Consider the following 25,872-nt stretch of genomic DNA (forward strand, 5'->3'; position numbering starts at 1 on the left):
GTAAATGCATGTGCATTGACTTTCAATCAAGAATATCCAGATCATCTACATGCAACTGCATCCACATGAGGTTCCCATGACCGACCCGCATCTGATCAGCCATCACCTGTGCCCCTATGTGCAGCGCGCGGTGATCGTGCTGAGCGAAAAGGACATTGCCCACAAACGCAGCTATATCGACCTGTCGAACAAGCCCGACTGGTTCCGCGCCCTGTCACCGCTGGGCCGGGTGCCGGCGCTCGAAACCGGCGGCAGGGTGCTGTTCGAAAGCCAGGTGATCGCCGAATACCTGGACGAGATCACCCCCGGCTCGCTGCACCCTGACGACCCGCTGGAAAAGGCGCGGCACCGGGCGTGGATCGAATATGCCTCGGCCACGCTGGCCGAGATCGCGGGGTTCTATAACGCCCCCGATGCCGCGACCTTCGAGAGCCGCAGGCAGGCCCTGCGCGACCGGCTGGCGCGGGTGGCGCCCGAAGTGCAAGGTCCGTTTTTCGCGGGCGAGCGGTTTCACATGATCGACGGTGTCTGGGGTACGGTGTTCCGCTATCTCGACACATTCGAGGCGATCGGCGCGTTTGGCTTGATGCCCGATGACACCGGCATGGCGCGCTGGCGCGCAGCGGTGGCAGCGCGCCCTTCGGTCCGGGATGCCCCGCCCGAGGGCTATCCAGCGCGGCTGCTGGCGTTCCTGCGAGCACGATCCTCGCATCTGGGAGAGCTGGCGCGGTCCATGGACGGGAAAGCTTTACAGGAGGCCACGATCCCATAGACTTGTACGACACGACAGGGAGAGCCGATGCACAGCCAGCTTGCCGTCCTGATGTTCGCTGATATCGTCGGCTATTCCGCTATGATGGAGGCCGATCAGCAGCAGACGATCGACGCGGTCCGAGGCCTGCGAGTGGACATGCTGGAGCCTGTTGTCGCAGCCCATTCGGGCCGCGTTCTGAAACGCCTTGGCGACGGCTGGATCATCTCTTTCAGCAGCGTCGCCGCCTGCGTCGACTGCGCGATGAATATACAGAGAAAGCTCCAGGCCGGGACCCCGCTGAAACTGCGAATCGGCGCCCATATCGGTGAGATCGTCTCGGATGGCGAGGATTTCTATGGCTCGGGACTGAACATCGCGCAGCGGATCGAGGCCGAGGCACCCCCTGGCGGGCTGATGATATCCGAAGACCTGTTCCGGCAATTGTCCGGCCCGCTGGCAAGTGACCTCAAGGATGCCGGTACCTTCCGGCTGAAAAACATCGCCCAGCCGGTGCGGCTGTATCAGTGGCGGCCCAAGCACAAGCGCAAGATCGACCCGGACCAGATCACTTCGATCGCGATAGCCGCCATCGAATACGCCCCGCTGGATGCCGAAACCGCCGCACTGGCGGGCGACCTGCACGATCAGCTGGTGATCCGCCTGTCCCGGCGGCAGGGTGTCGTCGTGCTGGACGCCGCGAACCGGCCTGTCGAGAACGCCACCTATGACCTGCGCAGCAGGCTGCGCGTCGCGGGCGGGCGCGGGCGGTTGAGCCTGTCACTGGTCCTGCGCTCCGAAGGGCGGCCGGTCTGGTCCGAAAGCTATGACCGCGAAACGGCCGACATTTTCGATTTCTGCGACGTGGTGCTGGAACGCGCCGAGGCCGATCTGCGCATCCAGACCAACGCCTTTGACGGCGACCGCCTGGCCCATATCCCCGAAGAGGAGCTGAGCGTCTCGGAACTGCGGGCGCGGGCGGCCAATGCCTATTACCGGCTGACCTACGAGGACTGGATCGACGGTCTGCGACTGATGAAACGCGCGATCCGGATGAACCCGCGCGACGGCGTGTCGCTGGCGATGCGCACCGAAGCCGAGATCATGACGCATTCCGCGCGCTACAGGCGCCTGTCCCAGGACCTGCTGACGGAGCTGGCAGACGACCTTGATACCGCGATCGAACAGAACCCCGGCAGCGACTATGTGTTCTGGACACGCGGTCTCTATCGGATCAACTGCCTGTCGGATGTGGCGGGCGCGCGTGCCGATCTGATCCGAAGTCGCGACCTGAACCCGGCCTATGCCGAAAGTCACGAACTCGAAGCGCATATCCTGATGGTAGAGGGAGAGTTCGATCAGGCCGCCGAGAAGTTTGGACTGTTGCTGCAACGGCAGGTGCACAATCCGATGATCCCGTATCGACGCTTCTTGCGCGCGGCGGCCTATTATTGTGGCGGCCGCTATGATCTGGCCGCCGAGGATGCACGTCTTGCGGCGGATACCCGACCCAAGGAACGGGCGATGTATGTCCTGCGCGGGCTCGCCTTGCAGGCCGACGGCAAGACCGAGGCCGCCCAAAGCGTGTTCCAGCGCGCGGCGGGGCTTGCGCCACAGCCCAATATCTGCTCGCGCTGCCCCGTCCTACCGGCGTCACACCAACATCTGGCCGATGCGCTGGCGAGCGCGGTCCGTAGCCCACAGGGGCAACTGGACGGGTTGGAGACCTGAGGTCGCTTTCCACCCCACAAAACGCCGGTGTCCAGCGACGCCCCGAGATTCTTTTGCTGTTTCAGGCGAATTCCCTTGATTTGTGTGCCACAAGGGACCATGTCCAGCATGCTACGTATTTCTATCTCGACCTACTGTTCTCCAATATGGCCACAGTCCTCGATTTCGAACTGACAGGCCGGGTTGCCGCATTCCGCGGGCAACGAAACATAATGGAGACATCACAATGGCCAATGGCACTGTGAAATGGTTCAACGCAACTAAAGGCTTCGGCTTCATCGCGCCCGAGGGCGGTTCCAAGGACGTGTTCGTGCACATCACCGCACTGGAACGCGCCGGCATTCGTTCGCTGGATGACGGTCAGAAAGTGACCTTCGACCTGGAATCCGGCCGCGATGGCCGCGAGAGCGCGACCAACCTGCAACTGGCCTGAGCCGGTTCAACCACCGGACACATGCGCCGGTGGTTTTCGCGAGTTTATGAGGAAGCCCCCAAGCGGGGGCTTTTTCTTTGCCGGGCCGATCCCGGCGCCTTCAGCTGTCCGCAAGCAGACCGGCCTTTTCCAGTCCCTGCAAAATCAACCGCTCGTGGGCGGGGTCGGTCAGGGTCAGCCGGGCCAGCCGCGTCCGGATGTCGAATGCCGGATTGATCTCCAGCATCTCCTGCCAGACCTGACGCGCCTCCTCCACCTCGCCCAGATGCCCCAGCGCCGAGGCCAGCCAGGCGCGCCCGATATCGGTGTCCTTCACCAGGAAGACCCGTTCCTTCAGAAACAGTGCCGCGGTCTCGAAGCTGCCCTTGAGGAAATGGGCCATGGCGAGGAATTGCATGAACTGGTGCCGGAACGACGGATCCAGCCGGATCGCGCGTTCGAGATGTTCGATCGCATCGTCGAGCTTGCCCTGGGCGATCTCGATCTCGCCCCGTGTGAACCAGCCCATCGCGTAATCCGCGCTTTTGGCCATGGCCCGGTCCAGCGCCGGCAGGGCTTCGTCCAGTTTACCCTGCCACCGCGAAATGGCGGCATAGGCGTTGTTGGGCCAGATATTGTCCGGGCCAAGCTCCAGGCTGCGCCGCACCAGGGTGTCCGCTTTTTGCATCGCCTCTTCCGAAGGCGCGCCAGACCAGTGGTTGTGATAGTCCAGCAGGTGCATGAGGGCCAGCATGCCATAGGCGTCGGCATAGCCGGGGTCGCGGGCAATCGCGCGCTCACCATAGGCGACGGCCTTGCGCCAGCCTTCGGCATTCATGCCGGGAAAGAACAGGAAGCCGCGCATGCGCATGTAATCTTCATGCGCCTCGATATTCGATGTGCCGACATCGGCGATATTCGCTCGTTCGCGAGAGGATAGCGACACCTTCAGCGCCTTGACGATTTCCAGCGTCACCTCGTCCTGCACCGCGAAGATATCGGTCAGGTCCCGGTCGTAGCGGTCGGCCCAGACATGGCTGCCGTCTTTGGTGTCGATCAGCTGGGCAGTGATACGCACGCGCTGGCCCGCACGCCGGACGCTGCCTTCGAGAACATGGGTGACACCCAGCTCGCGCCCGACCACCCGCAGGTCGATGGACCTGCCCTTGTAGGCAAAGCTGGAGTTGCGGGCGATGACGGTCAGGCCCGAGACCTTGGACAGGTCGGTGATGATATCCTCGCTGATCCCGTCCGAGAAATACTCCTGCTCGGGGTCGCCCGACATGTTGTCCAGCGGCAGAACGGCGATGGCATAGCCGGGTTCGTGCGGTTTTTCGGGTATTACAGTTCCCCTTGGCAGCGGCGGGGCATCCTGCGGATGCCAGTGATAGACGCGCAAGGCGCGGTCGATGTTCTTGACCGAGACCTGCCCGCCGTCCTGAAAGGTGATCCCGAGACGACCGCCAACGCTTTCCTGCACCACCGAAGAGACGCAAACGCCGCCCGGCTGCGCCAACTGCTCCAGCCGGCTAGCGACGTTGACGCCATCGCCAAAGATGTCGTCATCCTGCAGGATGACGTCGCCCAGGTTGACGCCGATCCTGAGGGAGATTCCCCCGGCGTCGTCCATGTCGGCCATGGTTCGCTGGATCTCGGTGGCGCATTGCACGGCATTGGACACGCTCAGGAATTCAACAAGCGCACCATCGCCCATCAGCTTGACGATACGACCGTTGTGGCGGGAAACGCAGGGGTCGAACACCTCGCGCCGGTGCCGGTTCAGCGCGTTCAGGGTCGCGGATTCGTCCTCGGCCATCAGCCGCGAATATCCGACGATATCAGCGGCCAGAATGGCAGAAAGGCGTCGGGATACCCGTTCATTGTCCATGCTTGATTGGTAGGACAGATCATCGGGCCGGTCTAGCTGGCTGTGCAAAAACGGTTCGTGCAAATCTATCCGAAGGAGGGTCGGGTCCGGGCTGCCATTCTCGGCGCGGTGCAAGGCGTTGGCGCCTAGCATCAGGCGACGAGCGGTCGCGGAAATCGGCCTTGCCCGAGCCCGTCGATGCGCGCATATAGGAACCAGCCGAAGACGACGGAGTACATGATGCGCGCACGGATCTACCAGCCCGCCCGGAATGCCATGACCTCGGGCATGGCCAAGACCCGCAAATGGGTTCTGGAATACGCCCCCGGTTCGGCACGTGAGGTCGATCCGCTGATGGGTTGGACCTCGTCCAGCGACACGCAGTCCCAAGTCCGGCTTCGGTTCGACACCAAGGAAGAGGCGCTGGATTACGCAAAGTCGCACGGGATCGAGGTTACTGTTACCGAGCCGCACAAGCGCAAGCCCAACCTGCGCGCACGCGGCTATGGCGAGAATTTCGCGACCGACCGGCGCGGCCCCTGGACCCACTGAGGGCGCTTTGTCCGAATTCACCATAGAGCGGGCCAGCCCATCCGCACCCGAGGCGGCGGCGCTGATCGCGCGGCACGTGGCGTTGATGGCGTCTCAATCACCCGAGGAAAGCTGTCATGTGCTGGATGGCAGTGGACTGGACAGCCCCGACGTGGCGTTTTTCCTGCTGCGCCAGGCGGGCCCCGCAATTGGAATGGGCGCGCTCAAAACCCTTTCGGGCGGCGCGTTGGAGCTGAAATCCATGCATACCCTGGTCGAGGCGCGCGGCACGGGCGCGGGACGCGCAATGCTCGAATTCCTGCTCGACCATGCCCGCAACCAAGGCGCCTCCGGCATCTATCTGGAAACCGGATCGACCGATGATTTCCTGCCGGCCCGGCGTCTTTATGAAACCTATGGTTTCGCCGAATGCGGCCCCTTCGAAGGGTATGCCGAGGATCCCTGGTCCACCTTCATGACCCTCGATCTGCGCGGGGCCGCTTGACCCCCCATGTCTGCGTGGCATAACAGGCGCCAAGTGGTCCCATAGCTCAACTGGATAGAGCAGCTGACTTCTAATCAGCAGGTTCGGGGTTCGAGTCCTCGTGGGATCGCCATTATTCCTTGGCGCGGATGTGTATCCCGAAGCGAGCAAGACCGCTTCGGGACAGGTTTCTCACTTGCGGTGAATGGCGTTGATCTTGGTGATTCCGTCCTCGCCCGCGCTTTCGAAAACGATATGGACTTCGTCCCCGGCGGCCAGATCCTCTGGAATCTCGTCAACGAATTCCAGCGACCAGATGGTCTTGTCCTCAAGAACGATCAGGCTATCGACCCGGTCGAAGGCCAGGATAGTACCGGTCACCTCGTCAGCCAGAACAGGGATCGCGGTGGATAGCAGGGTTGCAGCAAGGATAAGGCTGCGCATGGGGGTGCTCCTTTGAGCATGGGTTGAAACCAGGTGATAGATGTGGTGACGCAAGGCAGGGCACAAGTACGGAGCCATTGTTTATTGTTGCAATTATTTCAAGTACTTAGAATAACTTCCCGATCCTGACCTTTGCGCGCCATGCCGCCGCCATATTCAGGTGTCACGATCCACCCATGACCGAGTTGCAAGCCATCCGAGAGGCGCTCTATCCCGAGGCCTCGAAAAAGCAGACCCGGCGCCAGCGCCGGGCAGAACGGACCCGTGCAAAGGCGTTGTCGCCCCTGCGCATCCTGTTGTTGTTGGCCAGCCTGCCGGTGATCGCGGGATCGACGGCCTTTGGTGTCTACATTCGTACCAGCCCCTATCCGCCAGAACTGGCCTTGCGCCATATCGCTGCGCTGGCCGGGTGCGAAGTCGCGGCTCTCGCGGGTCTGCCAGAGGCGCGGCGCGGCGAACCTGGCTATCACCTGCGTAACGACGCGGATCTGGACGGTGTCGCCTGCGGCACCACGCTGGCCTCGGCCAGCATGGAGGCTCAGGTCCCTGTGCAGCACGCGCCCGGACAGGCGAAATTTGTCCGGCCCTGAGCGCTCAGGCCACCCGTCGCCCCTGCGACCAGACCGATTGCAACGCTGGCACCCCTTCGCGCATGCGGAACCGGATCAGATCGGCGCGTAGCCCCGGCGCGATCTCGCCCCTATCATCCAAGCCGACCGCACGCGCCGGTGCCCGTGTCACCGTGGCCAGGCCACGCGCCATGTCGCCCCAGCACTCACCCAGACGCAGCGCAGACAACAACAGGGCCGATGGCACGTAATCCGAGCTGAGAATGTCGAGCAGGCCGCGTTCGGCCAATTCCGACGCCGCCACATTGCCAGAATGCGACCCGCCCCGGATCAGGTTCGGCGCCCCCATGATCACCTTTATCCCATGTGCATGGCAGGCCTCGGCCGCCTCGATCGTTGTGGGAAACTCGGCCAGCCGGATGCCGTGACCGGCTGATACCGCCACCTGTTCGGGCGTGGTGTCGTCATGGCTGGCCAGCACCGCCCCCAGCCGCGCGGCGGCCTTGACCGTCTCGGCCTCGTGCCGGGCGCCATTGCGGTCGCGCAGAATTTTCAGATGGCTGACATGTTGCAGGAACGTATCGTCGTCCATCGCGTTCTTGCCCTTCATATAGGCTTCGAGCTTGGCCATGTCGCGGAACTGCCGTTGCCCCGGCGTGTGATCCATCAGCGAAACCAGCCCGACCCGGTCCTCGGGCGTGAACTCGTCCAACTCCTCGACCAGGGTTTCCGAACAGACCTCGGCCCGCAGATGCAGGAAATGGCTGATCTTCAGCACCTCCGCCTCGCGCAGCTGCCACAGCTCGCGCGACAGGCTGCGGGCGTATTTCAGATAGCGTCCGGCGCCCGAAGGGATCGAGCCAACCCGCATCGCGTCGAACACCGTGGTGATGCCGGTGCCGGCCAGTTCCGCGTCATGCGCCAGGATCGCGGCGGCATGGGGCCAATCGACCTTGGGGCGCGGCTGGATATGGCGCTCCAGATTGTCGGTATGCAGCTCCACCAACCCCGGCGCCAGCATATCGCCGCTGCAATCGACGGCCCCGGCGGGCACGCGCGCGCCCTGGTCGATCTCGGTGATGGTTCCATCCACCACCCGCAGACTGCCGGTCACGGTCTCGCCGGGCAGAACCAGCGTGGCATTGGCAAGGATCATTTCATCTGTCATCTGAACTTCATCTGGTTGGGGCATGGGTGAAGGCCACGACATAGGAGGCCAATGTGACATTCCTGCGATACGCGATCTATTTCCTGCCACCTGCGTCCGAGGCCTGGACAGGGTTCGGTGCCGCCTGGCTGGGTTGGGACGTCGAGACCGGGCAGGAACTGGCACATCCCGAGGGTACCGGTCTGGATGTGGCCGTCCTGACCGCGACGCCGCGCAAATATGGGCTGCATGCGACGATGAAACCACCGTTTCGCCTGGCCGAGGGGCAGGATGCCGATGCGCTGCACCGGGCCTGCGCGGCGCTGGCCGCCTGCCGCCCGGCGGTGATGCTGGCGGGGCTGGAGATCGCCCGGCTGGGCCGGTTCCTTGCCCTGCGCCCAGTGGGGGACCTGACCGAGTTGAACGCGCTGGCGGCGGCCTGCGTCACCGAGTTGGACCGCTTTCGCGCGCCCGCCACGCCGCAGGAGTTGGAGCGCCGCCGCGCCGCCCGGCTGACCCCGGCGCAAGACGCGCATCTGACCCGATGGGGTTATCCTTACGTGCTCGACCAGTTCCGTTTTCACATTACCCTCACCGGTCGGCTGGACGATGACTTGCTGGCGCGGGCACAGGCCCTGTTGCAGGACCGGCTCGGCCCCTTGCTGCCGGTGCCCTTCACCCTGGGTGATCTGGCGCTGGTGGGCGAGGCCGGTGATGGCCGGTTTTACCTGATCCATCGCTATGCACTTTCCCGCTGAAGATGGGCCAGAACCGCCTCGACGGTGTCGTCGAGCGGGCCTGAATTGTCGATCGTGATCACCCGGCGCAGCCCCGCGGGCAGGGCCATGTCGGCACGCCCCAGCCGCCGCGCCTGATCGGCCACATCCTCGCGCCCGCGCGCGGCCAGCCGCGCGGCCAGCACCTCGGGCCGGGCCGTCAGGGACAACACAGCAAAGGGGTGGAACACGCCCTGCGCTTGCAGAAGCACTGCGCGCGACAGGTTGACCAGCAGCGCCCTTGCGCCCGCACGCTCTTCATCCGAGGGCATCGGGACACCATAACTCAACCCATGTGCCTGCCAACTGAGGGCAAAGACACCACCCGCACGCTTCGCGTCGAAATCTTGCTGCGAAACGCCGGTGAACACCTCACCGCCCGCCTGGTCCGGCCGGGTGATCACCCGCCGGATCAGATGAAACCCCGGATCGCGCGCGGCAAGTGCGGCCATGACGCTGTCCTTGCCTACACCCGAAGGGCCCACCACAGCGATGACCGGCACCTGCTTCATGCCACTGCCTCTGGCGTAAAACCCGAGACATCGACCACCCGGTCGCACACCCGCGCCCGCGCTTCGATATCGTGAAAGATACCGACGATGGCCGCGCCGCGCGCCTTGGCCTCCGCGATCAGCTCCAGAACCACCGCCCGGTTTTCCGCGTCCAGACTCGCCGTCGGCTCGTCCAGCAACAGTGCCGGATAGGCATGGGCAAAGCCGCGCGCGATGTTCACCCGCTGCTGCTCGCCCCCCGAAAAGGTGGTCGGGCTCAGCGGCCAGAGCCGTTCGGGAATGTTGAGCCGCCTGAGCAGCGCCTCGGCCCGCGCCCGCGCCGCCTCGGGGTCCACGCCTAGCGCCAAAAGCGGTTCGGCCACCACCTCGACCGTCGGCACCCTTGGCACAACCCGCAGGAACTGGCTGACATAGCCCAGCACCTCGCGCCTCAGCCGCAGGATCTCGCGCGGCTCGGCCCGGGCGACGTCCAGCCCGCCCACAAGGACAGAACCCGAGGCCGCCAAGTAATTGCCATAAATGACCCGCATCAGGGTCGATTTACCCGCCCCCGACGCACCGGTCAGCGCCACGCATTCGCCGGGCGCCACATGCAAAGAGGCCCCCTCCATCACCCGGATCACCGCGCCGCCCTGATTGTACAGGGTGAAACTCTTGCTCACATCACGGATATCGATCATCCCAAATCCCTTTCATTTCGCCCCAAATACTCCGGGGGAGCGCCAAAGGCGCGGGGGCAGCGCCCCCTCACACCTGCAACACGCTCGACACCAGCAGTTGCGTATAGCCATGCTGCGGATCGTCCAGCACCTGATCGGTCAGCCCGCTCTCGACCACGTGCCCGTCCTTCATCACCATCAGCCGGTCGGCCAACAGCCGCACCACCGCCAGGTCATGGGTGACGATGATGGCGCTCAGCCCCATCCGCCGCACCAGCCCGCGCATAAGGTCGAGAAGACGCGCCTGCACGCTCACGTCGAGCCCACCCGTTGGCTCGTCCATGAACACCAGTCGCGGCCCGGTCACCAGGTTGCGCGCGATCTGCAAGCGTTGCTGCATGCCGCCGGAAAAGGCCGAAGGCCGGTCGTCGATTCGGGCGCCATCGATCTCGACACGATCCAGCCAGTCGAGCGCGGCCGCGCGGATACGGCCATAATGCCGGTCGCCCACCGCCATCAGCCGCTCACCAATGTTTCCCCCCGCCGAGACCGACATGCGTAGCCCGTCGCGGGCATGCTGATGGACAAAGGCCCAGTCGGTACGGCTCAGCATCCGCCGCTCGGGTTCCGACATGGTGACCGTATCCACCGGTCCCGTATGGCGGGTGTCAAAGATCACCTGCCCCGCATCGGGCGCCAGGTGCCCGGCCAGACAGTTGAGCAGCGTCGACTTGCCCGAGCCGCTTTCCCCCACGATCCCCATCACCTCGCCGGGATAGAGATCGAAGCTCACATCCGTGCAGCCGATCCGCGCGCCATAGCGCTTTTCGATCCCCGCCACCCGCAACAAAGGACTCATCCCTCACCTCCCGCGCCCAGGATTTCTCCGAAATCCTGTTCAAAAAATTTCGTCGAAATTTTTTCCCCCGCTCGGACCGCACTGCTCATGCCGCCTCCTCGCGGCGTGTGCGGCAGTAATCGGTGTCGGAGCAGACGAACATCCGCCCGCCCGCATCATCCATGATCACCTCGTCCAGATAGCTGTCCCCGGCGCCGCAGAGGTCACAGGCGTGATCGGCCTTCGTTGCCTCGAACGGGTAATCCTCGAAATCGAGGCTCACGACGCGAGTATAGGGCGGCACCGCATAGATGCGCTGTTCGCGCCCGGCACCAAAGAGCTGGATCGCCGCCATCTCCAACTTTGGGTTGTCGAATTTCGGGATCGGCGAGGGGTCCATCACATAACGATCGGCCACCCGCACCGGATAGGCATAGGCGGTCGAGATCGCGCCATGCTGGCTGATATCCTCGTAGAGTTTCACATGCATCAGCCCGTATTCCTGAAGGCTGTGCATCTTGCGGGTCTCGATCTCGCGCGGCTCCAGAAAGCGCAGCGGTTCGGGGATCGGCACCTGATAGACCAGGATCTGATCCTCGGTCAGCTCCGCCTCGGGGATGCGGTGCCGGGTCTGGATCACCGTCGCCTCCTGCGTTGCCTCGGTCGTGGCTACCCCCGCCGTGCGTTCAAAGAACTTGCGGATCGACACCGCGTTGGTGGTGTCGTCGGCGCCCTGGTCGATCACCTTCAGCCGGTCCTCGGGCGTCAGCGTCGCGGCCGAGACCTGCACCCCGCCAGTGCCCCAGCCATAGGGCATCGGCATCTCGCGGCTGGCAAAGGGCACCTGGTATCCTGGTACCGCCAGCCCCTTGAGGATGGCACGGCGGATCATCCGCTTGGTCTGCTCGTCGAGATAGGCGAAGTTGTAAGCTTGATCAGTCATTCCGCGGCCTCCCTTGGCGCAATGCGCTCTTCCGCCTCTCGACGCAGTTTGCGGACCAGTTCCAATTCCGACTGGAAATCGACGTAGTGGGGCAGCTTGATATGCTCCAGAAACCCGGTGGCCTGGATATTGTCGCAATGGCTGAGCACAAATCCCTCGTCCTGCGCCGGGGCGCCGAGATTGTCCTCGCCCAGCTCCTGCCAGCGCAGGGCGCGGTCGACCAGCGCCATGGAGATTGCCTTGCGCTCGGACTGGCCGAACACCAGCCCATAGCCCCGGGTGAATTGCGGCGGTTCGGTCTTGGACCCCTTGAACTGGTTCACCGTCTCGCATTCGGTCAGTTCGACCTCGCCGATCTCGATGGCGAAGCCCAGTTCGGGGATCTCCATCTCGACCGTGACCCGCCCGATGCGCAGCTCGCCGACAAAGGCGTGGTTGCGGGCGTATCCGCGCTGGGTGGAATAGGCCATCCCCAGCACAAACCCCTCGTCCCCGCGCGCCAGAGATTGCAGGCGCAGGGCGCGGTCAGCGGGAAACTCCAGCGGTTCGCGGGTCAGATCGTGCGGCGCGGCCTCGCTCTCGGGTTCGCGCTGGATCAGCCCCTCCTGCCCCAGGAACTCGGTGATATGCGGCGTGGGTTCGCGGCGCGGGGGGGCGCTTGGCGCTGGCGGCACCGCGCCCTCGGCGGCCAGTTTGAAATCCAACAGGCGGTGGGTGTAGTCGAAGGTCGGCCCCAGAACCTGCCCGCCCGGCGCATCCTTGAACGTGGCCGAGATGCGCCGGTCGCAGGCCATCGCGCCGGTATCGACCGCGCGGCTCGCACCAAAGCGCGGCAGGGTGGTGCGATAGGCGCGGATCAGAAAGATCGCCTCGATCAGATCGCCACGCGCCTGCTTGATCGCCAGCGCGGCCAGGTCGGGGTCATAGAGCGAGCCCTCGGCCATCACCCGGTTGACCGCCAGGCTCAGCTGTTCGCGGATCTGGGCGAGGGACAGCTCGGCGACCTCAGGGTCACCCCGCCGCTCCTCGGCCAGCCAGGCATGGGCGTTCTCGATGGCGCGTTCGCCCCCTTTGACGGCAACATACATGGCCTAGCCCTCCGCGCGGATGGTGGTGCTGCGCGGCAGGGCCGCAACCCGGTCGCCGCAGGTGAAGAAGAAATCGCAGCCCAACGGGTAGAGCATCGCGTTGCCCTTCAACGTGCCCGCCTCCGGCAGCGACAAGCGGGCGGTGTCGCGGATGCCCGGACCGCTCAGCACCGCGCCCGCGTTCTCCAGTGTTTCACATTCGACGATCAGCGTGGCCGAGCGGTCGGGATATTCCGGCGTGCCGATCCGGTAGCGCGACAGCGGCATCAGCGCATCCCAGCTGCCCAGCGCGAAATCGGCCTCTGCCGCATCGACCAGCGGTGCACCAGTGTGAAAGCTCAGCCATTGCCGCACCTCGGGTGTGTCCGCCGCCCCGGCCAGATGCACCCGCGTTTCCGGGTCGCAGAGCGTCAGCAACAGCGTGCCCGCCGCGACGGAGAGGGGGGCTGGCGGCGCGGCGCCTGCGATCCTGCGAATGTCCCCCGGCCGCGCCATGGCGGTCATCGCGGCGCGAAAGGCATGCGCCGCATCGACAGGCGCGTCGCGAAAGCCACCGGCATAAAGGCCCGATCCGTCCATCAGTCCTCTCCCCTGACCAGCGTGAAGAATTCGACCTTGGTGGCGGCGGCCCGGGCGGCGCGGGTTTCGGCGCGCTCGGCCATCTGGGCCGCCAGCGGATCCAGCACGCGTGTGCGAATACGTTCGGCGGCCTCGGTCTGCATCAAGGCGTCAATCAGCGCCGCTGCCTCGGCCTTGGCCCGCGAGCGGCCCTGTACATAGGCATGACCCACCGTGCCATCGCTCAGCGCTAGCGCGCAGCGGGTTACGGTCATCTCGCCCAGGTTGAAGGGGGCGCCGGTACCACCGGCGCGCCCCCGCACCATCACGCCACCGGTCTCGGGCGGGCGCAACCAGTCAAAGGTGGGGCGCTCCTCAACCCGGTCCCAGAGCGCCATCAGCGCCGCCTCGGGCGCGCGGGCCAGAAGGCCCATCCAGCCCTGCCGCGCCGCCGTGTCCTTTTCTTGATCCGCCATGAAAACCCCTTGGCCCGGTTGTCTACATTCTCTATACAACTAGACAAATATTAGCGGATCACCGCCCATCCCGCAATCCACCCAACGATGAAGTTTTGATGACATGAGCCGCATCCCCGTCTGGAAGACCATCGCGCTGAGCCTGACCGAAGACATCGCCGAAGGCCGCTATGGCGAAGGCGACCAGCTGCCGACCGAGGCGCAGCTGGCCGCGACACATGGCGTCAACCGGCACACGGTGCGCCGGGCACTGGCCGATCTGGCCGATCAGGGGCTGGTGCATGCGAGGCGCGGCGCGGGTGTCTTTGTCGCCGCCCGGCCCACCGACTACGCCATCGGCAAGCGGGTGCGGTTTCACAAGAATATCGCCGCCGGGGGCCGCATTCCGGGCAAACGTATCCTGACCCTGCTGACCCGTGCCGCCGATGCGGCCGAGGCCGACGCGCTGGGCCTGCCCGCGGGCGCGCAGGTGCATGTCTATGACGGGTTGTCACTGGCCGATGGCCAGCCCATCGCCGTGTTCCAGAGCGTGTTTCCTGCCGCCCGCTTTCCGGGCCTGCCCGAGGTGTTGACCGAAACGCGCTCGGTCACCGCCGCCCTGCAACGGCTGGGGGTTGCCGATTTCACCCGGGTCTCGACCCGGCTCACCGCCCGACCTGCTAGTGCCACGCAAGCGCTGCACCTGCGGCTGAACGAGGGGGCGCCGCTGATGTTCTCGACAGGGATCAATGTCGATCCCGACGGGCAGCCTGTGGAATACGGTCGCACCTGGTTTGCCGGTGACCGGGTGACGCTGACCGTGGGCGAGGACTGAGCCGCCCTTTGATCGGCATCAATGTACAGGCAGCGCAACCATGGCTAGGGTGCCTACATGAGCGATACCAACCCCACCGGGCTAGATGCCTATAAACCCGCCGAAATTGCCCGCCTGGTGGAAAATGCAGGCGTGGCCAAGGCCGGGCTTGGCGCCGCCCAGACCCTGACGCTTGCGGTGCTGGCAGGCGCCTTCATCGGCTTTGGCGGCGCCGCCTATACGATGGTGATGACCGGCGCGGATGCGGGCTTTGGCCCGGCGCGATTCCTGGGCGGGGTGGTGTTCTCGCTGGGGCTGATCCTGGTCATCGTTGGCGGCGCCGAGCTGTTCACCGGCAATGCGCTGATGGTGATGGCAGCGGTGGACCGGCGGATCGCTCTGTCCGCCCTGTTGCGCAACTGGGGCCTGGTCTATCTGGGTAATCTGCTGGGCGCGGTCGGGCTGGCGCTGGCCTTTGGCCTTTCCGGCCTGCTGGACGGGCCGATGGGCGAGACCGCCCAGACCATCGCGCGCGGCAAGGCGGCACTGGAACCCGGCGCGGCCTTCATGCGCGGGGTGCTCTGCAATGCGCTGGTCTGCCTCGCGGTCTGGCTGACCTTTGCCGCGCGCACGGCGGCGGGCAAGATTCTGGCCATCCTCTGGCCGATCTCGGGGTTCGTCATGCTGGGGCTGGAACACTCGGTGGCCAATATGTACCTGATCCCGCAGGGCATGCTGGCCGGGGCTGAGGTGACATTCGGCGCGGCGCTGTCGAACCTGCTCTGGGTCACACTGGGCAATATCCTCGGCGGGGCGGGCGGCGTGGCGCTGGCCTATCGCTTTGCCTATCTGCGATAGCCCCCGGCCATGACCGACCCCTATCAGACAGCAGATGCCGAAACCCGTGCCCAGGCCCGCGCCCTGATCGACACCGCGCGGCACGCCGCGCTGGCGGTGCTGAAACCGGGTAGCCTGACCCCTTCGATCAGCCGCATCGCGCTGGCCACCGATGCGCAAGGTATGCCCATCTCGCTGATTTCATCTCTTGCCGCCCATACCGCCGCTTTGGAGACGACCCCGGCTTGTGCCCTGCTGATCGGAGAGCCGGACGGCAAGGGTGACCCGCTGACCAATCCACGCCTGACCCTGCATTGCACCGCGCGACAGGTCTTACGCGGCACATCCGAGCACGATACCTTGCGGGCCCGCTATCTGGCCCTGAGACCCAAAGCGGGGCTTTATGCCGATTTCGGTGATTTCCGCTTTGTCCGTTTCGTCGTCACCGATGGCCTGCTGAACGCGGGTTTCGGCAGAGCGGTGCGGTTGAGCGCCAAAGATCTCGCGGCCTAGGCCCGCTTGCGCTCAGGCTCCTCGGCGAAACGTAGCGACACGCCTTGATCCGAGGCGCTGCCACGCAGGAACAGGTCAGGGTCGGCGACCTGCGGATAGGTTTCGACCCAATCGCGGAACCGATCGTTGGTCACGATCCGGGCGCCCAGATCACCGGCCTGCTCGATCAGCAGCGGATCCGCAGGCGTCCCCTTGGGCGCCACATTGATCAAAGAGGCCGGATAGCGCAGCGCCCGCGACAGCTCGTGCGGGCCCATGTATTGTGATCCGACCAGATAGCCGACATTTGCATCGAACCACAAAAGCGGGGTCCAGCCATTGCGCACCAACCCTTCGACGCATTGGCGCACCGTCTGCAGGTTGGGTGTCTCTTCCCGCCAGTAGAGCACGTTCGAGCCGTCGATGATGATCCAGATTGGCGCTTTGCGCAGTCTGAAACGCAGCACCAGAACGACCCCGATAACCACGCCCAGCGTCGCCGCCAGCAGCGCCGGCGTCAGTATCGAGCCAAAGGTCAGCAGGGACCATCCGAGCAAAAGAAGCGATGCGGCAAGAAGAGTGAGGGAGGCAATCATGAGGTGTATAGATTGCCCAATAGATCTCCTTTAGCAAGAAAATTTCACCCGGATCGCACTCACTGGTTCAGCGTACTACATGCACCGCGCATCTTGCATGGCGCACCACCTGAGTCGCGGTCGACCCCAGCAGCAGATCCTGCATGCCGGGACGATGCGAAGAGATGATGATTAGGTCGGGATTGTTGGCCTCGGCCCAATCCAGAATTGAACGGCCCGAATGCCCCTCGATCAGTACGCCGGCGGCGTTGGGCAATTGGGCAGCCAGCGCATCAAGCTCCTTCTTCAGCGCCTTGCGCGCCTCGGCCAGATAGTCGGTCGGCATATATGAGATCGCATACGCAGGGATATGTTCGACCACGTGCAGCAGGGTGACTCGTGCCTCAGGCGTGGCTAGCAACCGTGCCAGCTTCAGCGGGCCGGAAACATCGCGTTCGGCATCGAACGAGATCGGAACAAGGATGTTGTGATACATGTGTCGCGCCTCCGTTTGGGTACAGCGACTATGCCCCGTCGGCGGCGCGCAATCCTTGATCCAGATCACACCCCGGTTCAGTCGCTGTCGAAGGTTTCGGCCACCTCATACATCACCGGTTCGAAACTTTTACACATCTCGTTGATGCGCCGGTTGCGCTCGCGCATCTCGGGGGTCCGCAGCATGGCAAGGAAATCCTCGCGCCGCTGCCATTGCGAATAGTTGGCGATGCGGGTTTGGGCATCGTTCACATGCAGACCGGCCGCGACGAACCCGGGCTGTTTCGAGATGAAATCGGCATAGGCCTCGGTCAGCGCCTCGAGCAGGTCCTGACAGGTGCCGGGCGTCATCTCAAAGGTAGTGATAACGGTCTGCACAGGGGCGGCTTTGACGATCTTGGGCATATTGCTTCTCCTGCGAATGCAAGATCAGCCTAGCACAGGTTGCGCTCGCTCATAACCCCATCGCGGTTTCGATTTCCCGCATCAAACCAGTTACTTCGGCATGTGCGGGCCCCTTAGGGGCCTCCAGCGCAGCGCGACCGTAGCCAAGCGTTTCGGCATAGGTCACGCGGTTTGCCATCGCCGATTGCGCCAGCTCGGCGTTCAGTTCATGCGCCTTGGCCACCACATCCAGCGCCAGCCGGGTACCGGGGCGGTTGCGGGTCATCACCATCAGCGCCGGCTTGTCCTCACGCTCAGCCAGATAGAGCACCATTTCCACCGCCCAGAGATCCAGATGCGAGGTCGCCACCGGGATCAGCACCAGATCAGCCTCACGCAGGGCCGGGCGCAGGTCGCTATCGGCCTTGGGCGGGGTGTCGATGATGACGATGTCATGGTCCTTGGCTAGCTTGCGCACCTCATAGCTAACGCCCCAAGCCGAGGCCGTCGAGAATTCCAGCCCTGGATCGCCGCCTGCCTCAAGCCGCGCCATGAACCAGCGCCCGGCAGAACCTTGCGGGTCGGTGTCCATCAGCGCCACGCGCTTGCCTGCTCGGGCAAAGGCAACGGCCAAGTTCACGGCCAGCGTGGTCTTGCCAGACCCGCCCTTTTGCTGTGCGACCGTAATGACATGTCCCATGCGACGATTCCCTATGCTGCAATGCAGCATACCACCGGCAAGCCCGCCCACAACGGTAAAATTCAGCCCTTCCTGCGGCACAACCGCACTAACGGTTCGTTAACCAAGCTCCGCCAAGCTTGCGACGGAGGGGTCGCAATGATACAAGTGCTCTTTGCCTTGTGGTTCTGCATCGTCGCCGCCGGACCGGCAGCCGCGGGAGCGTGGCTGCGAGAAAAGGGGCATGGTTTCACGTCTGTTTCGGCCACCCTGTACCGATTTCAGGGCATCTATGACTACAAGACGGCGGTTTATGCCGAATGGGGCATGGCCGAACGGTTGACAGTCGGGCTCGACATCAACGAACAACCGGGCCTGACCGGACACGCCCTCATCTTTGCAAGGTATCCGCTCTGGGACAAGGCCTCGAAGGGGCGGTTTGCCGCCGAACTGGGTTTGGGTGCGCACCACTGGTTGGGCGACTGGGCGATGATGCACAAGCTCACCCTATCCTACGGAAAGGGGGTGCATACGTCGTGGGGTGACGGCTGGCTGGCCATCGACACCGCTTGGGAGCAGCGCCGCGGCACCCGCACAGATATCTACAAGCTCGATCTAACTGTCGGACTATCCACCGCAAGGCGCATCGATCCGATGTTGCAGGTTGAAACCTCTTATGTCCTGGACCACCGGCTTTTCTGGACTGTTACACCCTCACTCCTGATCGATGGCGGAAAGGGCAAGACATGGGTACTGGGCCTTGAACACAAATCCGATCTGCCTGGGGGGCTGAACATCAAGTTCAGTCTTTGGCGCGAATTCTAAACGAAAGGGGGCCGCCAATCGCGGCCCCGGCATTCCCTGTCTGTCTGATCTACTTGTCCGCGCGAACTGTCACCAACACGGTGCCCGAAACCGGCTCACTCCAACGCAAACGCAGCTGATCCTGACTAGTCCCCTGCTGTACTTGCGCATACGGTGCCAGGTACCGAATGCCTCCGTCCGAGGCGGCCAACGGCCCCTGCGGCGTCACCCCATCGACCCCCCGAGTTTCGGCACCGAACGGCAATGTTGCGTTGGTCTCTATCAACCAGTTTTCCGACGCACTGGTCTGCTCGAATTCCAGCCGCAAAGGATTAGCGCTGCGCGTAGTGACGCCGTGATAGGTGTTGCCCTGATAGATCAAGTCCTTGGTTCGATCGAAGTTGAGACCAGCAAAGCTCGTATCGATCCGCTCAGCCCGGTCGATATAGCCGTTGATCGACCGGAACTTGTTGCCTGTCACGGTCATGCCATTGATGAAGTGTCCGACCCCGTGCGGCTTGATCACGATATAGCTGAACCAAGGTGCCACCTCACCCGACAAGAAAATGTTGTCGGTGATACTCATCGCACTGAACGAAAACCCGCCGTCAAAATCAGGGATCGGGTCCTGTTCGTTGGTCCATTCCAGATAACAGTTGTCGACATAATTCTCGGCGACGGTGGTGCTGGAATAGGTTCCGACCAACACGATACCTGCTGTGCGGGGCCCATTGGCGACCGCATCACCCTGAAAGAAGTGGTTGCCCAAGATCATGTGATTCTGCCCCGCCATGACGGCAAAGTGACGAAACCTGGTGGCGCGGCAATGACGCAACTTCACATCGTTTGCATTGGCGTTGAACCCGATGCTGGTTCGATCCGGGACATTGAGCGGTTCTTCGGCAGACAGGAACTGACACCCGTCGATAAGCATCCCCTGACAGCCACCGCCGATCGAGGTGATGCCACGATCCTTGGGCCGACTGACAAAACAGTCATACAACGCAAAGGTCGAACCGAACGGCGCCAGACGGATCGCACTGCAATGGGTGTTACATTGGAACTCGATGTTCTGCATGTTAAACTTCGACAGCGAGCTGAAGCCGCTGAAATCCAACATGTATTTGAAGCTCCGAAAGGTGAATACCTGGGTGCCTGCCGCATCGTAGAGCGGCGCGTTCAACGTTATTTCTCCGGCCCCCACATTCTTTGACCGAACGTATATTTCGCGCCCGACCCCAGCGCCCGTCACCAAGGACCCTACCGGAATATTGGCGATGTTGATCACATTGCTTAGCTTGCGCTGATCGCTGGGATCATAAGTCGCTTGCGAGGTAAAGGTTTCGGTCTCCCAAGCCGGACCAGCCACAGCGACCAGTTGACCGTTTCGGATTACCCGGCGGGTCGAATAGCTGGTCCGATTGGGAACCGCCGCCTGCATGTCTATGGGCGCGGTAACTGACACATTACGTCCACCCATATCGAGTGATTCGTGATCCGATCCGTTCAGCAGCGCCTGAAACGCCTTGCGAAAGGCCAGCTCCTCGTCGCCAAAGGCTGAGATATAGGTCGGCAGATCAAAACTCTTGGTCAGCAGCAACATCTTGTCGGTGGGCATCGTCAAGGTGCCCTCAAACTCAACTTCCGCCGCCAAACTTACCGTTTCGGCCAGGAAGTAACTGCCCTCAGGTACGAACAAGCGACGCCCACCGGCGGCAGCATCTGCGGCCTCGAACGCGGCTGTATCGTCGGTGATCCCATCGCCAACCGCGCCATAGTCGCGGACGTCAACCTGGCTCAGCATATCTCGCAAGAATGCGCTGGTGATGTCGGTAATCTCGATATCGTCGATCCGAACGACACCACCGTTCGCCCCAACGAGGTCGATGCCAAAATGACCAAAAAGCGCAGAGCGGCCCCATACCATGTCGACGCCACCGCGATTGCCGGACCCCACGATGCCCGTCACCTCGACCACATCGCCATAGCTGGTCAGCGTGATAGAGGGTCCCTGTTCCGTCACGCCGCTGACATGCGCACCGCCTGCCGCACCGGCCCATCCCGCGACCCGAACGCTGGGCAGGTTTCCACTGATCGCCTTGATCCGGACCCTAATCTGCAAGTAGCAGCCCGGCTGCAACGGCGTCTGCCCCATGTAGCGCAGCTTTTGGACGGAAGCGGTCTTCTGCAACTCCAAGCAGCCGCCAAAATCAGCATCAGCTGGGACAAAGGCCGCATTCGGCGCCCCATCATAGGTATCAGACCCCGGTGTGCCGTCGCCGCTTGACCACACGTTCAAGCCCAGCTGAAAGGCGGGCGGCATGAAGTTGATGCCGTCGGTGATTGCCTTGTTCATACAAATCCCTTTCCCAATCGCGCCGCTGACGACCTGTCAGCGCGCTTTCATGTGACGGGTCCGGGCCGCACCCGAACGCGCCAAATGGATAGAACAAAGGGATTAATCCCGGCTCATAGCACCGTGACGGTGACGTTGCCTCAAACCGAGGGGGGCGGCGTCTCCAGAACCTGCACCGCGTTGATCTTCCAGCCACTTTCCAGGTTAACCATCTGGTATGCAAGGAGATGCGCGCGACCCTGCTGATCGGTTACCTGCACCAGTTGCCATAGGTCGCCGCCGCGCGCCTCTAAACCCAGATAGCGAATGCCGGCGGGACGCCAGACCATGGGATACCCGTTGCGTACCATGGCACCGAACTTCTCGGGCGTTCCAAAAATGTTGCGAATCGTCGGGCTGGCGAACGTAAACGCTCTGGCAAAATCATCTGCTAGAAATGCCTTGATTTGGTCATTGATGACTGCCTCGATCTCGTCGCTCTGGGCCTGTGCCGGCCCCGCCAGACCGACACAACAGGCCAGTATGAGCAGAAGTTGACGCATTGTGTGTCTCCTCTTTCCCTGAGGAGTACTACGAAGCGCAAAGCGCGCCGGATCAGTCCAGGTCGGTCCAGGGCCAGGGTTTGACATTGCTGGCCGCTGTCTGGAACCGCGCTGCCTTGGCAATCCAGATACCCAGGTCGGTTCCGAAATCGGCAAGCCGTTCATTCGGCTGGCTTTTGCTGACGGCCATTATGATGAATTGCACCACCGTGACCACCGCCAGAATGGTCTGGGCAAGATTGATCATGATCGCGATCAGGATCATGTGCAGCAGCCGCCACCAAAGGTTTTCAGAGTCTTTCGGTTCGGGCTGTTCACCATGCATCCGACCTTGAAACTTGTCTTCATCCGGTATCGTCACACCAACCTCCATGCCCTTGGTCGGGGGCAGAGTATCACAGATGGCGGCGCCCGCCAGCGGGCGCCGCCATCCTTCCGAAGAAGCTCCGCAAGGAGCTGATGAGGGCTGGTTCAGACCAGCTCGCCCGCCAGCGCCTTGTCGATCAGCGCGATGGTCTCGGGGATGCCGTAGAGCGCGATGAAGCCGCCAAAACGCGGCCCCTGCGACGCGCCCAGCAGCACCTCGTAAAGCGCGCCGAACCAGGCGCGCAGCGGGTCGAACCGGTCACGGCCCACCGCATAGACGATGGATTGCAGCGCCTCGTCTTCAACCGGCCCGTCATAGGCGGCCAATTGTGCGCGCAACTCAACCAGCGCCTCGCGCTCGGCCTCGGTCGGCGCCCGGTAGACCCGCGTCGGCTTGACGAAATCGTTGAAGTAGCGCACCGCGAACCCGGCCGCCTGATCCAGATCAGGATGGCTTTCGGCGCTGGCCTCGGGCGCATAGCGGCGGATGAAGCCCCACAGCGCCTCCTTGTCCTCGGCCCCCGACACGCTGGCCAGGTTCAGCAGCATTCCAAATGGCACGATCAGGGTCGAGGCAGGCACATCGCCGCCGTGGATGTGCCAGACCGGGTTGTTCAGCTGCGCCGCCAGTTCCTGGGTCGGATAGGCGCGCAATTGCTGGTGATACTCGTCCACCGCCTTGGGGATCACGTCGAAATACATCCGCTTGGCGGTCTTGGGCTTTTGGTACATGAAATAGGCAAGGCTTTCCGAACTGGCATAGGTCAGCCATTCGTCGATGCTCACCCCGTTGCCGCTCGATTTGGAAATCTTCTGCCCGTTCTCATCGAGGAACAGCTCATAGGTGAAATGCTCAGGCGCGGGCACGCCCAGCACCCGGCAGATGCCATCATAGATCGGCGTATTGGTCGAGTGATCCTTGCCGTACATCTCGAAATCGACGCCCAGCGCCGCCCAGCGCGCGCCAAAATCGGGCTTCCATTGCAGCTTCACGTTGCCGCCCGTCACCGGCAGCGTCCATTCGCGCCCGTCCTCGTCGTCAAAGGTGATGGTGCCGTCCTTGGCGTTCACCTCTTTCATCGGCACGTACAGAACCCGCCCCGTCTCGGGATGGATCGGCAAAAAGATCGAATAGGTCTGCTGCCGTTCCTCGCGCAGCGACTTCAGCATGATCTTCATGATGTCGTCATAGCGTTCGGCCGCACGCAGCAGGATCTCGTCGAACTGACCCGACTTGTAGAACTCGGTCGCCGAATAGAACTCGTACTCGAACCCGAAGGTATCGAGGAACCGCCGCAGCATGGCGTTGTTGTGATGGCCAAAGCTTTCGTATTCGCCAAACGGATCGGGAACCGAGGTCAGCGGCTTTTGCAGATGCTCGCGCAGCATGTCCTGGTTGGGAACGTTACCCGGCACCTTGCGCATGCCGTCCAGATCGTCCGAGAAACAGATCAGCCGGGTCGGAATATCGCTGATCTCCTGAAACGCGCGGCGGATCATCGTGGTGCGCGCCACCTCTCCGAACGTGCCGATATGCGGTAGGCCCGAGGGGCCATAGCCGGTCTCGAACAGCACATACCCCTTCTCCGGCGGCGCCTTCTCATAGCGTTTGAGCACCCGCCGCGCTTCTTCAAAAGGCCAGGCCTTGGACGCAAGTGCGAGTTCACGCGAGTTGGACATGTCAATCTCCATCGGGGAAGGAAGGGCGCCCCATGCGCCCGGCCCGGCTGTCCTATTGTGCCAGTGCAGCATGAGTCAATAAATGCTGGCGCCAAACCGCGCTATTTGTGACTTTTTTCGACGATCCAGTCGAGGATACCAAGCACATGCGGCGGAGCGGCCAAACCCTCTCGCGCAGCGATGAAATAGCCGCGCGCGGATACCGCCTCGGGACCCTCCAGCCGGACCAGCGCGCCGGCCTCCAGAAACCGATCCAGCACCCCGTCCCAGCACAGACAAACCCCCTGCCCCGCCAATGCCGCATTGACCAGCATCGCATAAGAGCTGAAGTCCAGAACCCGGGCCTTGTGCGGCATCGGCACCCCGACCGCGCGAAACCAGCTTGGCCAGTCATGCCACTGACTGCGCGCCGTTTCCATCGTCAACAAGGTCATGCGGGCGAAATCGTAGCTGTCGCCATTCATCTCGCGCCGATCCAGATAGAGTGGACTGGCGGCCGGAAACACACCCTCGCCCAGCAACCGCGTCTCTCCGCCGCCCTCGGCCAGCCCGAACCGGATTGCGATGTCGCCTGGCCGGGTGGCCTCGCCATACTCCTGGCTTATAATCCTGATCGTCACATCCTCAAAGGCGGCCTCCAGATCTCCCAGTTGCGGGATCAACCAGAACGCGACAAAGCCTGACGGCGCGGTTACCGTCACCACCTTGCCCTGTGCCGACTGTCTGATTTGTGCCACCGCGGCCTCGATCTGGCCAAACCCGCCTTGCAGCGCCCGCAACAAATCTCTGCCCGACTGGGTCATTCGAACCGGCTTGTGGCTACGATCAAACAGCGGACAGCCCAGGTCGGCCTCCAACATGGCAATCCGGCGCGAAACGGCGGGCTGTGAGACGTTCAATTCCGCCGCCGCGGCGGTTAGTGTTCCGCGTCGTGCAGCCGCGTAAAAAGCCGTCAGTCCCGAGAAGCTTGGCAAGCGATCCATATCATAACCTCAGCGTATAATGTGATGCAGTTTTACGCGATTGCGCGTGACCGGCAAGCACGACTATGAGGGCGCAAAGGGAAGGAGCCCATCATGACCGACATGCTCGACAGTTTCGCCGCCGATCTGACCGCAGCCACTCCGCTGCACCAGCCCGGCAACCTGCCGCATCCGCCGCATGCCATTCATGCCGATCATGTCCCGCTCTCGGGTGGGACCGACCCCACCTTTGGCGAAGTGCGCTGGCGGACCCTGATCAATGGCACGCCCACCGCACCGCGCGACATGGTGCTGGGCATTGCCGAATTCGGCCCGGGCCACCAATTGCGCCCGCATCGCCACACGCCACCAGAGTTCTACCTTGGCCTCGAAGGCTCGGGCACCGTCACCATCGACGGCGTGCCGCACGAGATCCGCCCGGGCGTCGCGCTCTATATTCCCGGCGATGCGGAACATGGCACCGTTGCCGGCCCCGAAGGTCTGCGCTTTGCCTATGGCTTTGCCTCGGCCAGCTTCGAGGCGATCGAGTATCGCTTTACCGCCAGCGCCTGATTGCCGCAAACCGTCTGGCGCGCAAGGAGTTGAACCCCCCGCGCGCCAACCCTATCCTGCCCTGCGACGCAACCCCATTGGCAGGACCGATCATGACCGAGCAACCGACCCACCCGATGACCCCGCAGGATTGCCTGGTCGCGATCATGATGGCGATTTCCGCCTCGGACGAAAACATCCGCACCGCCGAACTGGTCAAAATCCAGTCGGCGGTGAACATGCTGCCGGTTTTTGCCGACTACGACATTGACCGGATGAAACAGGTCAGCCAGGTGGTGTTCGACCTGTTCGAACAAGAGGACGGGCTGGACGCTCTTTTTGGCCTGGTCCGTGACAACCTGCCCGAACGCCTGTTTGAAACCGCCTATGCCCTGGCCTGCGACGTCGCTGCCGCCGACGGCACCCTCGCTGAAACCGAACTTCGGCTGCTCGAGGAAATCCGCTACGAACTCAATATCGACCGGCTGCACGCCGCAGCCATCGAGCGTGGCGCCCGTGCCCGTCACGTGGTCTGAGAGCACTTTGCAAGGTTAGCACCGGGCGCTTGA

The 25,872-nt window shown here is 63.2% G+C and carries 32 protein-coding genes and 1 tRNA gene; 14 read left to right on the plus strand and 19 right to left on the minus strand.

The genetic code is table 11. The features are described from left to right. The first annotated feature begins 76 nt into the window (after positions 1–76). The 3 genes from MB818_RS04185 (at position 77) to MB818_RS04195 (ending at position 2,915) form a co-directional block, all read left to right on the plus strand. Entirely contained in the window at positions 77–772 is a 696-nt protein-coding gene (locus tag MB818_RS04185) for a glutathione S-transferase family protein (RefSeq protein ID WP_238904092.1), read from the plus strand. Between the two features lie 27 nt (positions 773–799). After that, positions 800–2,482 carry an adenylate/guanylate cyclase domain-containing protein gene (locus MB818_RS04190; protein WP_238904094.1) on the plus strand — a complete coding sequence of 561 codons (1,683 nt, stop codon included), beginning with the start codon at positions 800–802 and terminating at the stop codon, positions 2,480–2,482. Between the two features lie 226 nt (positions 2,483–2,708). Further along, on the plus strand, positions 2,709–2,915 hold the full coding sequence (locus MB818_RS04195; RefSeq protein WP_234137371.1) for a cold-shock protein: 207 nt from the start codon (positions 2,709–2,711) through the stop codon (positions 2,913–2,915). Between the two features lie 100 nt (positions 2,916–3,015). Here the strand turns inward: MB818_RS04195 and MB818_RS04200 are convergent, their stop codons facing one another. Next, a complete protein-coding gene (locus tag MB818_RS04200) occupies positions 3,016–4,782 on the minus strand; it encodes an adenylate/guanylate cyclase domain-containing protein (RefSeq protein ID WP_238904096.1) in 1,767 nt (588 codons plus the stop codon). 219 nt (positions 4,783–5,001) lie between these two features. Here MB818_RS04200 and MB818_RS04205 point away from each other — a divergent pair, with 219 nt between their 5' ends. The 3 genes from MB818_RS04205 to MB818_RS04215 all read left to right on the plus strand — a co-directional run bounded on the left by MB818_RS04205 (position 5,002) and on the right by MB818_RS04215 (position 5,909). After that, positions 5,002–5,313, plus strand: a complete 312-nt coding sequence (locus MB818_RS04205; RefSeq protein WP_234137369.1) for an ETC complex I subunit — start codon at positions 5,002–5,004, stop codon at positions 5,311–5,313. Between the two features lie 7 nt (positions 5,314–5,320). Further along, positions 5,321–5,797, plus strand: coding sequence for a GNAT family N-acetyltransferase (locus MB818_RS04210; protein ID WP_234137368.1), 477 nt, complete (start codon positions 5,321–5,323; stop codon positions 5,795–5,797). Positions 5,798–5,832: 35 nt separating this feature from the next. After that, a tRNA-Arg gene (locus tag MB818_RS04215) sits at positions 5,833–5,909 on the plus strand. Positions 5,910–5,968: 59 nt separating this feature from the next. Here the strand turns inward: MB818_RS04215 and MB818_RS04220 are convergent. Next, a complete protein-coding gene (locus tag MB818_RS04220; RefSeq protein WP_234176408.1) occupies positions 5,969–6,220 on the minus strand; it encodes a hypothetical protein in 252 nt (83 codons plus the stop codon). Between the two features lie 176 nt (positions 6,221–6,396). On the opposite strand from MB818_RS04220, the gene MB818_RS04225 reads away from it, so the two are divergent. Continuing rightward, complete coding sequence (locus MB818_RS04225; protein WP_234142709.1) at positions 6,397–6,810, plus strand: excalibur calcium-binding domain-containing protein; 414 nt, start codon at positions 6,397–6,399, stop codon at positions 6,808–6,810. Between the two features lie 4 nt (positions 6,811–6,814). Here MB818_RS04225 and MB818_RS04230 read toward each other — a convergent pair whose 3' ends face one another. Continuing rightward, positions 6,815–7,957 (minus strand): alpha-D-ribose 1-methylphosphonate 5-triphosphate diphosphatase, encoded by a 1,143-nt coding sequence (locus MB818_RS04230; protein WP_234184417.1) that lies wholly within the window; start codon positions 7,955–7,957, stop codon positions 6,815–6,817. A gap of 53 nt (positions 7,958–8,010) precedes the next feature. Between MB818_RS04230 and MB818_RS04235 the strand changes: the two genes are divergently transcribed. Then, positions 8,011–8,694, plus strand: a complete 684-nt coding sequence (locus MB818_RS04235; protein WP_238904098.1) for a DUF1045 domain-containing protein — start codon at positions 8,011–8,013, stop codon at positions 8,692–8,694. On the opposite strand, the gene phnN is transcribed toward MB818_RS04235, so the two are convergent. From phnN to phnG, 7 genes are all read right to left on the minus strand, one after another. Beyond that, the gene (gene phnN / locus MB818_RS04240) at positions 8,676–9,224 is read right to left on the minus strand and encodes a phosphonate metabolism protein/1,5-bisphosphokinase (PRPP-forming) PhnN (protein ID WP_234216057.1); all 549 of its coding nucleotides are present in this window, start codon (positions 9,222–9,224) and stop codon (positions 8,676–8,678) included. The two genes, MB818_RS04235 and phnN, sit on opposite strands and share 19 nt — an antisense overlap. Continuing rightward, positions 9,221–9,904, minus strand: coding sequence for a phosphonate C-P lyase system protein PhnL (gene phnL / locus MB818_RS04245; protein ID WP_234216058.1), 684 nt, complete (start codon positions 9,902–9,904; stop codon positions 9,221–9,223). Before phnL ends, phnN begins: the two co-directional genes overlap by 4 nt. 67 nt (positions 9,905–9,971) lie before the next feature. Beyond that, positions 9,972–10,742: a phosphonate C-P lyase system protein PhnK gene (gene phnK, locus MB818_RS04250; protein ID WP_238904100.1), complete on the minus strand. Its 771-nt coding sequence runs from the start codon at positions 10,740–10,742 to the stop codon at positions 9,972–9,974. Between the two features lie 85 nt (positions 10,743–10,827). Continuing rightward, on the minus strand, positions 10,828–11,664 hold the full coding sequence (locus tag MB818_RS04255; RefSeq protein WP_234162765.1) for an alpha-D-ribose 1-methylphosphonate 5-phosphate C-P-lyase PhnJ: 837 nt from the start codon (positions 11,662–11,664) through the stop codon (positions 10,828–10,830). Then, positions 11,661–12,752 carry a carbon-phosphorus lyase complex subunit gene (locus MB818_RS04260; RefSeq protein WP_238904102.1) on the minus strand — a complete coding sequence of 364 codons (1,092 nt, stop codon included), beginning with the start codon at positions 12,750–12,752 and terminating at the stop codon, positions 11,661–11,663. Before MB818_RS04260 ends, MB818_RS04255 begins: the two co-directional genes overlap by 4 nt. Positions 12,753–12,755: 3 nt before the next feature. Beyond that, positions 12,756–13,331 (minus strand): phosphonate C-P lyase system protein PhnH, encoded by a 576-nt coding sequence (gene phnH, locus MB818_RS04265; protein WP_238904104.1) that lies wholly within the window; start codon positions 13,329–13,331, stop codon positions 12,756–12,758. After that, complete coding sequence (gene phnG / locus MB818_RS04270; RefSeq protein WP_234216061.1) at positions 13,331–13,786, minus strand: phosphonate C-P lyase system protein PhnG; 456 nt, start codon at positions 13,784–13,786, stop codon at positions 13,331–13,333. The genes phnH and phnG overlap by 1 nt, the downstream gene beginning before the upstream one ends. Positions 13,787–13,889: 103 nt before the next feature. On the opposite strand from phnG, the gene phnF reads away from it, so the two are divergent. Genes phnF through MB818_RS04285 form a run of 3 tightly spaced genes read left to right on the plus strand, consistent with a single transcriptional unit; the run spans position 13,890 to position 15,929 of the window. Beyond that, positions 13,890–14,600: a phosphonate metabolism transcriptional regulator PhnF gene (gene phnF, locus MB818_RS04275; protein WP_234176400.1), complete on the plus strand. Its 711-nt coding sequence runs from the start codon at positions 13,890–13,892 to the stop codon at positions 14,598–14,600. 57 nt (positions 14,601–14,657) lie between these two features. Then, positions 14,658–15,437: a formate/nitrite transporter family protein gene (locus tag MB818_RS04280; RefSeq protein WP_238904105.1), complete on the plus strand. Its 780-nt coding sequence runs from the start codon at positions 14,658–14,660 to the stop codon at positions 15,435–15,437. 9 nt (positions 15,438–15,446) lie between these two features. After that, positions 15,447–15,929 (plus strand): HugZ family pyridoxamine 5'-phosphate oxidase, encoded by a 483-nt coding sequence (locus tag MB818_RS04285; RefSeq protein ID WP_238904107.1) that lies wholly within the window; start codon positions 15,447–15,449, stop codon positions 15,927–15,929. Here the strand turns inward: MB818_RS04285 and MB818_RS04290 are convergent. The 4 genes from MB818_RS04290 to parA form a co-directional block, all read right to left on the minus strand. Further along, the gene (locus MB818_RS04290) at positions 15,926–16,504 is read right to left on the minus strand and encodes an NYN domain-containing protein (RefSeq protein ID WP_238904110.1); all 579 of its coding nucleotides are present in this window, start codon (positions 16,502–16,504) and stop codon (positions 15,926–15,928) included. The genes MB818_RS04285 and MB818_RS04290 overlap by 4 nt on opposite strands. Positions 16,505–16,571: 67 nt before the next feature. Then, positions 16,572–16,979: a universal stress protein gene (locus MB818_RS04295; RefSeq protein WP_234137352.1), complete on the minus strand. Its 408-nt coding sequence runs from the start codon at positions 16,977–16,979 to the stop codon at positions 16,572–16,574. Between the two features lie 77 nt (positions 16,980–17,056). Beyond that, a complete protein-coding gene (locus MB818_RS04300) occupies positions 17,057–17,383 on the minus strand; it encodes an antibiotic biosynthesis monooxygenase family protein (RefSeq protein ID WP_234137351.1) in 327 nt (108 codons plus the stop codon). A 49-nt stretch (positions 17,384–17,432) separates the two neighbouring features. Beyond that, positions 17,433–18,062 carry a ParA family partition ATPase gene (gene parA / locus MB818_RS04305; RefSeq protein WP_234137350.1) on the minus strand — a complete coding sequence of 210 codons (630 nt, stop codon included), beginning with the start codon at positions 18,060–18,062 and terminating at the stop codon, positions 17,433–17,435. Here parA and MB818_RS04310 point away from each other — a divergent pair. Continuing rightward, positions 18,054–18,866 carry a hypothetical protein gene (locus MB818_RS04310; protein ID WP_238904112.1) on the plus strand — a complete coding sequence of 271 codons (813 nt, stop codon included), beginning with the start codon at positions 18,054–18,056 and terminating at the stop codon, positions 18,864–18,866. The two genes, parA and MB818_RS04310, sit on opposite strands and share 9 nt — an antisense overlap. A 49-nt stretch (positions 18,867–18,915) precedes the next feature. On the opposite strand, the gene MB818_RS04315 is transcribed toward MB818_RS04310, so the two are convergent. From MB818_RS04315 to MB818_RS04335, 5 genes are all read right to left on the minus strand, one after another. Further along, complete coding sequence (locus MB818_RS04315; RefSeq protein ID WP_234137348.1) at positions 18,916–21,201, minus strand: glycosyl hydrolase family 28-related protein; 2,286 nt, start codon at positions 21,199–21,201, stop codon at positions 18,916–18,918. Positions 21,202–21,341: 140 nt separating this feature from the next. After that, a complete protein-coding gene (locus tag MB818_RS04320; RefSeq protein ID WP_234165675.1) occupies positions 21,342–21,743 on the minus strand; it encodes a DUF4864 domain-containing protein in 402 nt (133 codons plus the stop codon). A gap of 52 nt (positions 21,744–21,795) precedes the next feature. Next, positions 21,796–22,116: a DUF4389 domain-containing protein gene (locus MB818_RS04325; protein WP_234137346.1), complete on the minus strand. Its 321-nt coding sequence runs from the start codon at positions 22,114–22,116 to the stop codon at positions 21,796–21,798. A 98-nt stretch (positions 22,117–22,214) separates the two neighbouring features. Beyond that, positions 22,215–23,789 (minus strand): lysine--tRNA ligase, encoded by a 1,575-nt coding sequence (locus MB818_RS04330; RefSeq protein WP_238904114.1) that lies wholly within the window; start codon positions 23,787–23,789, stop codon positions 22,215–22,217. A 101-nt stretch (positions 23,790–23,890) separates the two neighbouring features. Beyond that, positions 23,891–24,772, minus strand: coding sequence for a LysR family transcriptional regulator (locus MB818_RS04335; protein ID WP_234137344.1), 882 nt, complete (start codon positions 24,770–24,772; stop codon positions 23,891–23,893). Positions 24,773–24,865: 93 nt separating this feature from the next. Between MB818_RS04335 and MB818_RS04340 the strand changes: the two genes are divergently transcribed. Together MB818_RS04340 and MB818_RS04345 are read left to right on the plus strand one after the other, a co-directional pair. Next, a complete protein-coding gene (locus MB818_RS04340) occupies positions 24,866–25,324 on the plus strand; it encodes a cupin domain-containing protein (RefSeq protein WP_234137343.1) in 459 nt (152 codons plus the stop codon). A 92-nt stretch (positions 25,325–25,416) separates the two neighbouring features. Then, positions 25,417–25,839 (plus strand): tellurite resistance TerB family protein, encoded by a 423-nt coding sequence (locus MB818_RS04345; RefSeq protein WP_234137342.1) that lies wholly within the window; start codon positions 25,417–25,419, stop codon positions 25,837–25,839. Positions 25,840–25,872: the final 33 nt, after the last annotated feature.

The organism is Ruegeria alba (assembly GCF_022321465.1).
Classification (GTDB): domain Bacteria; phylum Pseudomonadota; class Alphaproteobacteria; order Rhodobacterales; family Rhodobacteraceae; genus Ruegeria_B; species Ruegeria_B alba.

Excerpts from the sequence above, each read along its gene's own strand:
- MB818_RS04260 (WP_238904102.1), bottom strand. The coding sequence starts at position 12,752 with ATGTATGTTGCCGTCAAAGGGGGCGAACGCGCCATCGAGAACGCCCAT.
- phnF (WP_234176400.1), top strand. The coding sequence starts at position 13,890 with ATGAGCCGCATCCCCGTCTGGAAGACCATCGCGCTGAGCCTGACCGAA.
- MB818_RS04315 (WP_234137348.1), bottom strand. The coding sequence starts at position 21,201 with ATGAACAAGGCAATCACCGACGGCATCAACTTCATGCCGCCCGCCTTT.
- MB818_RS04335 (WP_234137344.1), bottom strand. The coding sequence starts at position 24,772 with ATGGATCGCTTGCCAAGCTTCTCGGGACTGACGGCTTTTTACGCGGCT.
- MB818_RS04190 (WP_238904094.1), top strand. The coding sequence starts at position 800 with ATGCACAGCCAGCTTGCCGTCCTGATGTTCGCTGATATCGTCGGCTAT.
- MB818_RS04205 (WP_234137369.1), top strand. The coding sequence starts at position 5,002 with ATGCGCGCACGGATCTACCAGCCCGCCCGGAATGCCATGACCTCGGGC.
- MB818_RS04295 (WP_234137352.1), bottom strand. The coding sequence starts at position 16,979 with ATGTATCACAACATCCTTGTTCCGATCTCGTTCGATGCCGAACGCGAT.
- phnN (WP_234216057.1), bottom strand. The coding sequence starts at position 9,224 with ATGAAGCAGGTGCCGGTCATCGCTGTGGTGGGCCCTTCGGGTGTAGGC.
- MB818_RS04220 (WP_234176408.1), bottom strand. The coding sequence starts at position 6,220 with ATGCGCAGCCTTATCCTTGCTGCAACCCTGCTATCCACCGCGATCCCT.
- MB818_RS04195 (WP_234137371.1), top strand. The coding sequence starts at position 2,709 with ATGGCCAATGGCACTGTGAAATGGTTCAACGCAACTAAAGGCTTCGGC.
- MB818_RS04230 (WP_234184417.1), bottom strand. The coding sequence starts at position 7,957 with ATGACAGATGAAATGATCCTTGCCAATGCCACGCTGGTTCTGCCCGGC.
- MB818_RS04285 (WP_238904107.1), top strand. The coding sequence starts at position 15,447 with ATGACCGACCCCTATCAGACAGCAGATGCCGAAACCCGTGCCCAGGCC.
- MB818_RS04225 (WP_234142709.1), top strand. The coding sequence starts at position 6,397 with ATGACCGAGTTGCAAGCCATCCGAGAGGCGCTCTATCCCGAGGCCTCG.
- phnG (WP_234216061.1), bottom strand. The coding sequence starts at position 13,786 with ATGGCGGATCAAGAAAAGGACACGGCGGCGCGGCAGGGCTGGATGGGC.
- MB818_RS04330 (WP_238904114.1), bottom strand. The coding sequence starts at position 23,789 with ATGTCCAACTCGCGTGAACTCGCACTTGCGTCCAAGGCCTGGCCTTTT.
- MB818_RS04320 (WP_234165675.1), bottom strand. The coding sequence starts at position 21,743 with ATGCGTCAACTTCTGCTCATACTGGCCTGTTGTGTCGGTCTGGCGGGG.
- MB818_RS04200 (WP_238904096.1), bottom strand. The coding sequence starts at position 4,782 with ATGGACAATGAACGGGTATCCCGACGCCTTTCTGCCATTCTGGCCGCT.
- MB818_RS04310 (WP_238904112.1), top strand. The coding sequence starts at position 18,054 with ATGTCCCATGCGACGATTCCCTATGCTGCAATGCAGCATACCACCGGC.
- phnH (WP_238904104.1), bottom strand. The coding sequence starts at position 13,331 with ATGGACGGATCGGGCCTTTATGCCGGTGGCTTTCGCGACGCGCCTGTC.
- MB818_RS04340 (WP_234137343.1), top strand. The coding sequence starts at position 24,866 with ATGACCGACATGCTCGACAGTTTCGCCGCCGATCTGACCGCAGCCACT.
- MB818_RS04325 (WP_234137346.1), bottom strand. The coding sequence starts at position 22,116 with ATGGAGGTTGGTGTGACGATACCGGATGAAGACAAGTTTCAAGGTCGG.
- MB818_RS04345 (WP_234137342.1), top strand. The coding sequence starts at position 25,417 with ATGACCGAGCAACCGACCCACCCGATGACCCCGCAGGATTGCCTGGTC.
- MB818_RS04280 (WP_238904105.1), top strand. The coding sequence starts at position 14,658 with ATGAGCGATACCAACCCCACCGGGCTAGATGCCTATAAACCCGCCGAA.
- MB818_RS04185 (WP_238904092.1), top strand. The coding sequence starts at position 77 with ATGACCGACCCGCATCTGATCAGCCATCACCTGTGCCCCTATGTGCAG.
- MB818_RS04300 (WP_234137351.1), bottom strand. The coding sequence starts at position 17,383 with ATGCCCAAGATCGTCAAAGCCGCCCCTGTGCAGACCGTTATCACTACC.
- MB818_RS04255 (WP_234162765.1), bottom strand. The coding sequence starts at position 11,664 with ATGACTGATCAAGCTTACAACTTCGCCTATCTCGACGAGCAGACCAAG.
- phnK (WP_238904100.1), bottom strand. The coding sequence starts at position 10,742 with ATGAGTCCTTTGTTGCGGGTGGCGGGGATCGAAAAGCGCTATGGCGCG.
- parA (WP_234137350.1), bottom strand. The coding sequence starts at position 18,062 with ATGGGACATGTCATTACGGTCGCACAGCAAAAGGGCGGGTCTGGCAAG.
- phnL (WP_234216058.1), bottom strand. The coding sequence starts at position 9,904 with ATGATCGATATCCGTGATGTGAGCAAGAGTTTCACCCTGTACAATCAG.
- MB818_RS04290 (WP_238904110.1), bottom strand. The coding sequence starts at position 16,504 with ATGATTGCCTCCCTCACTCTTCTTGCCGCATCGCTTCTTTTGCTCGGA.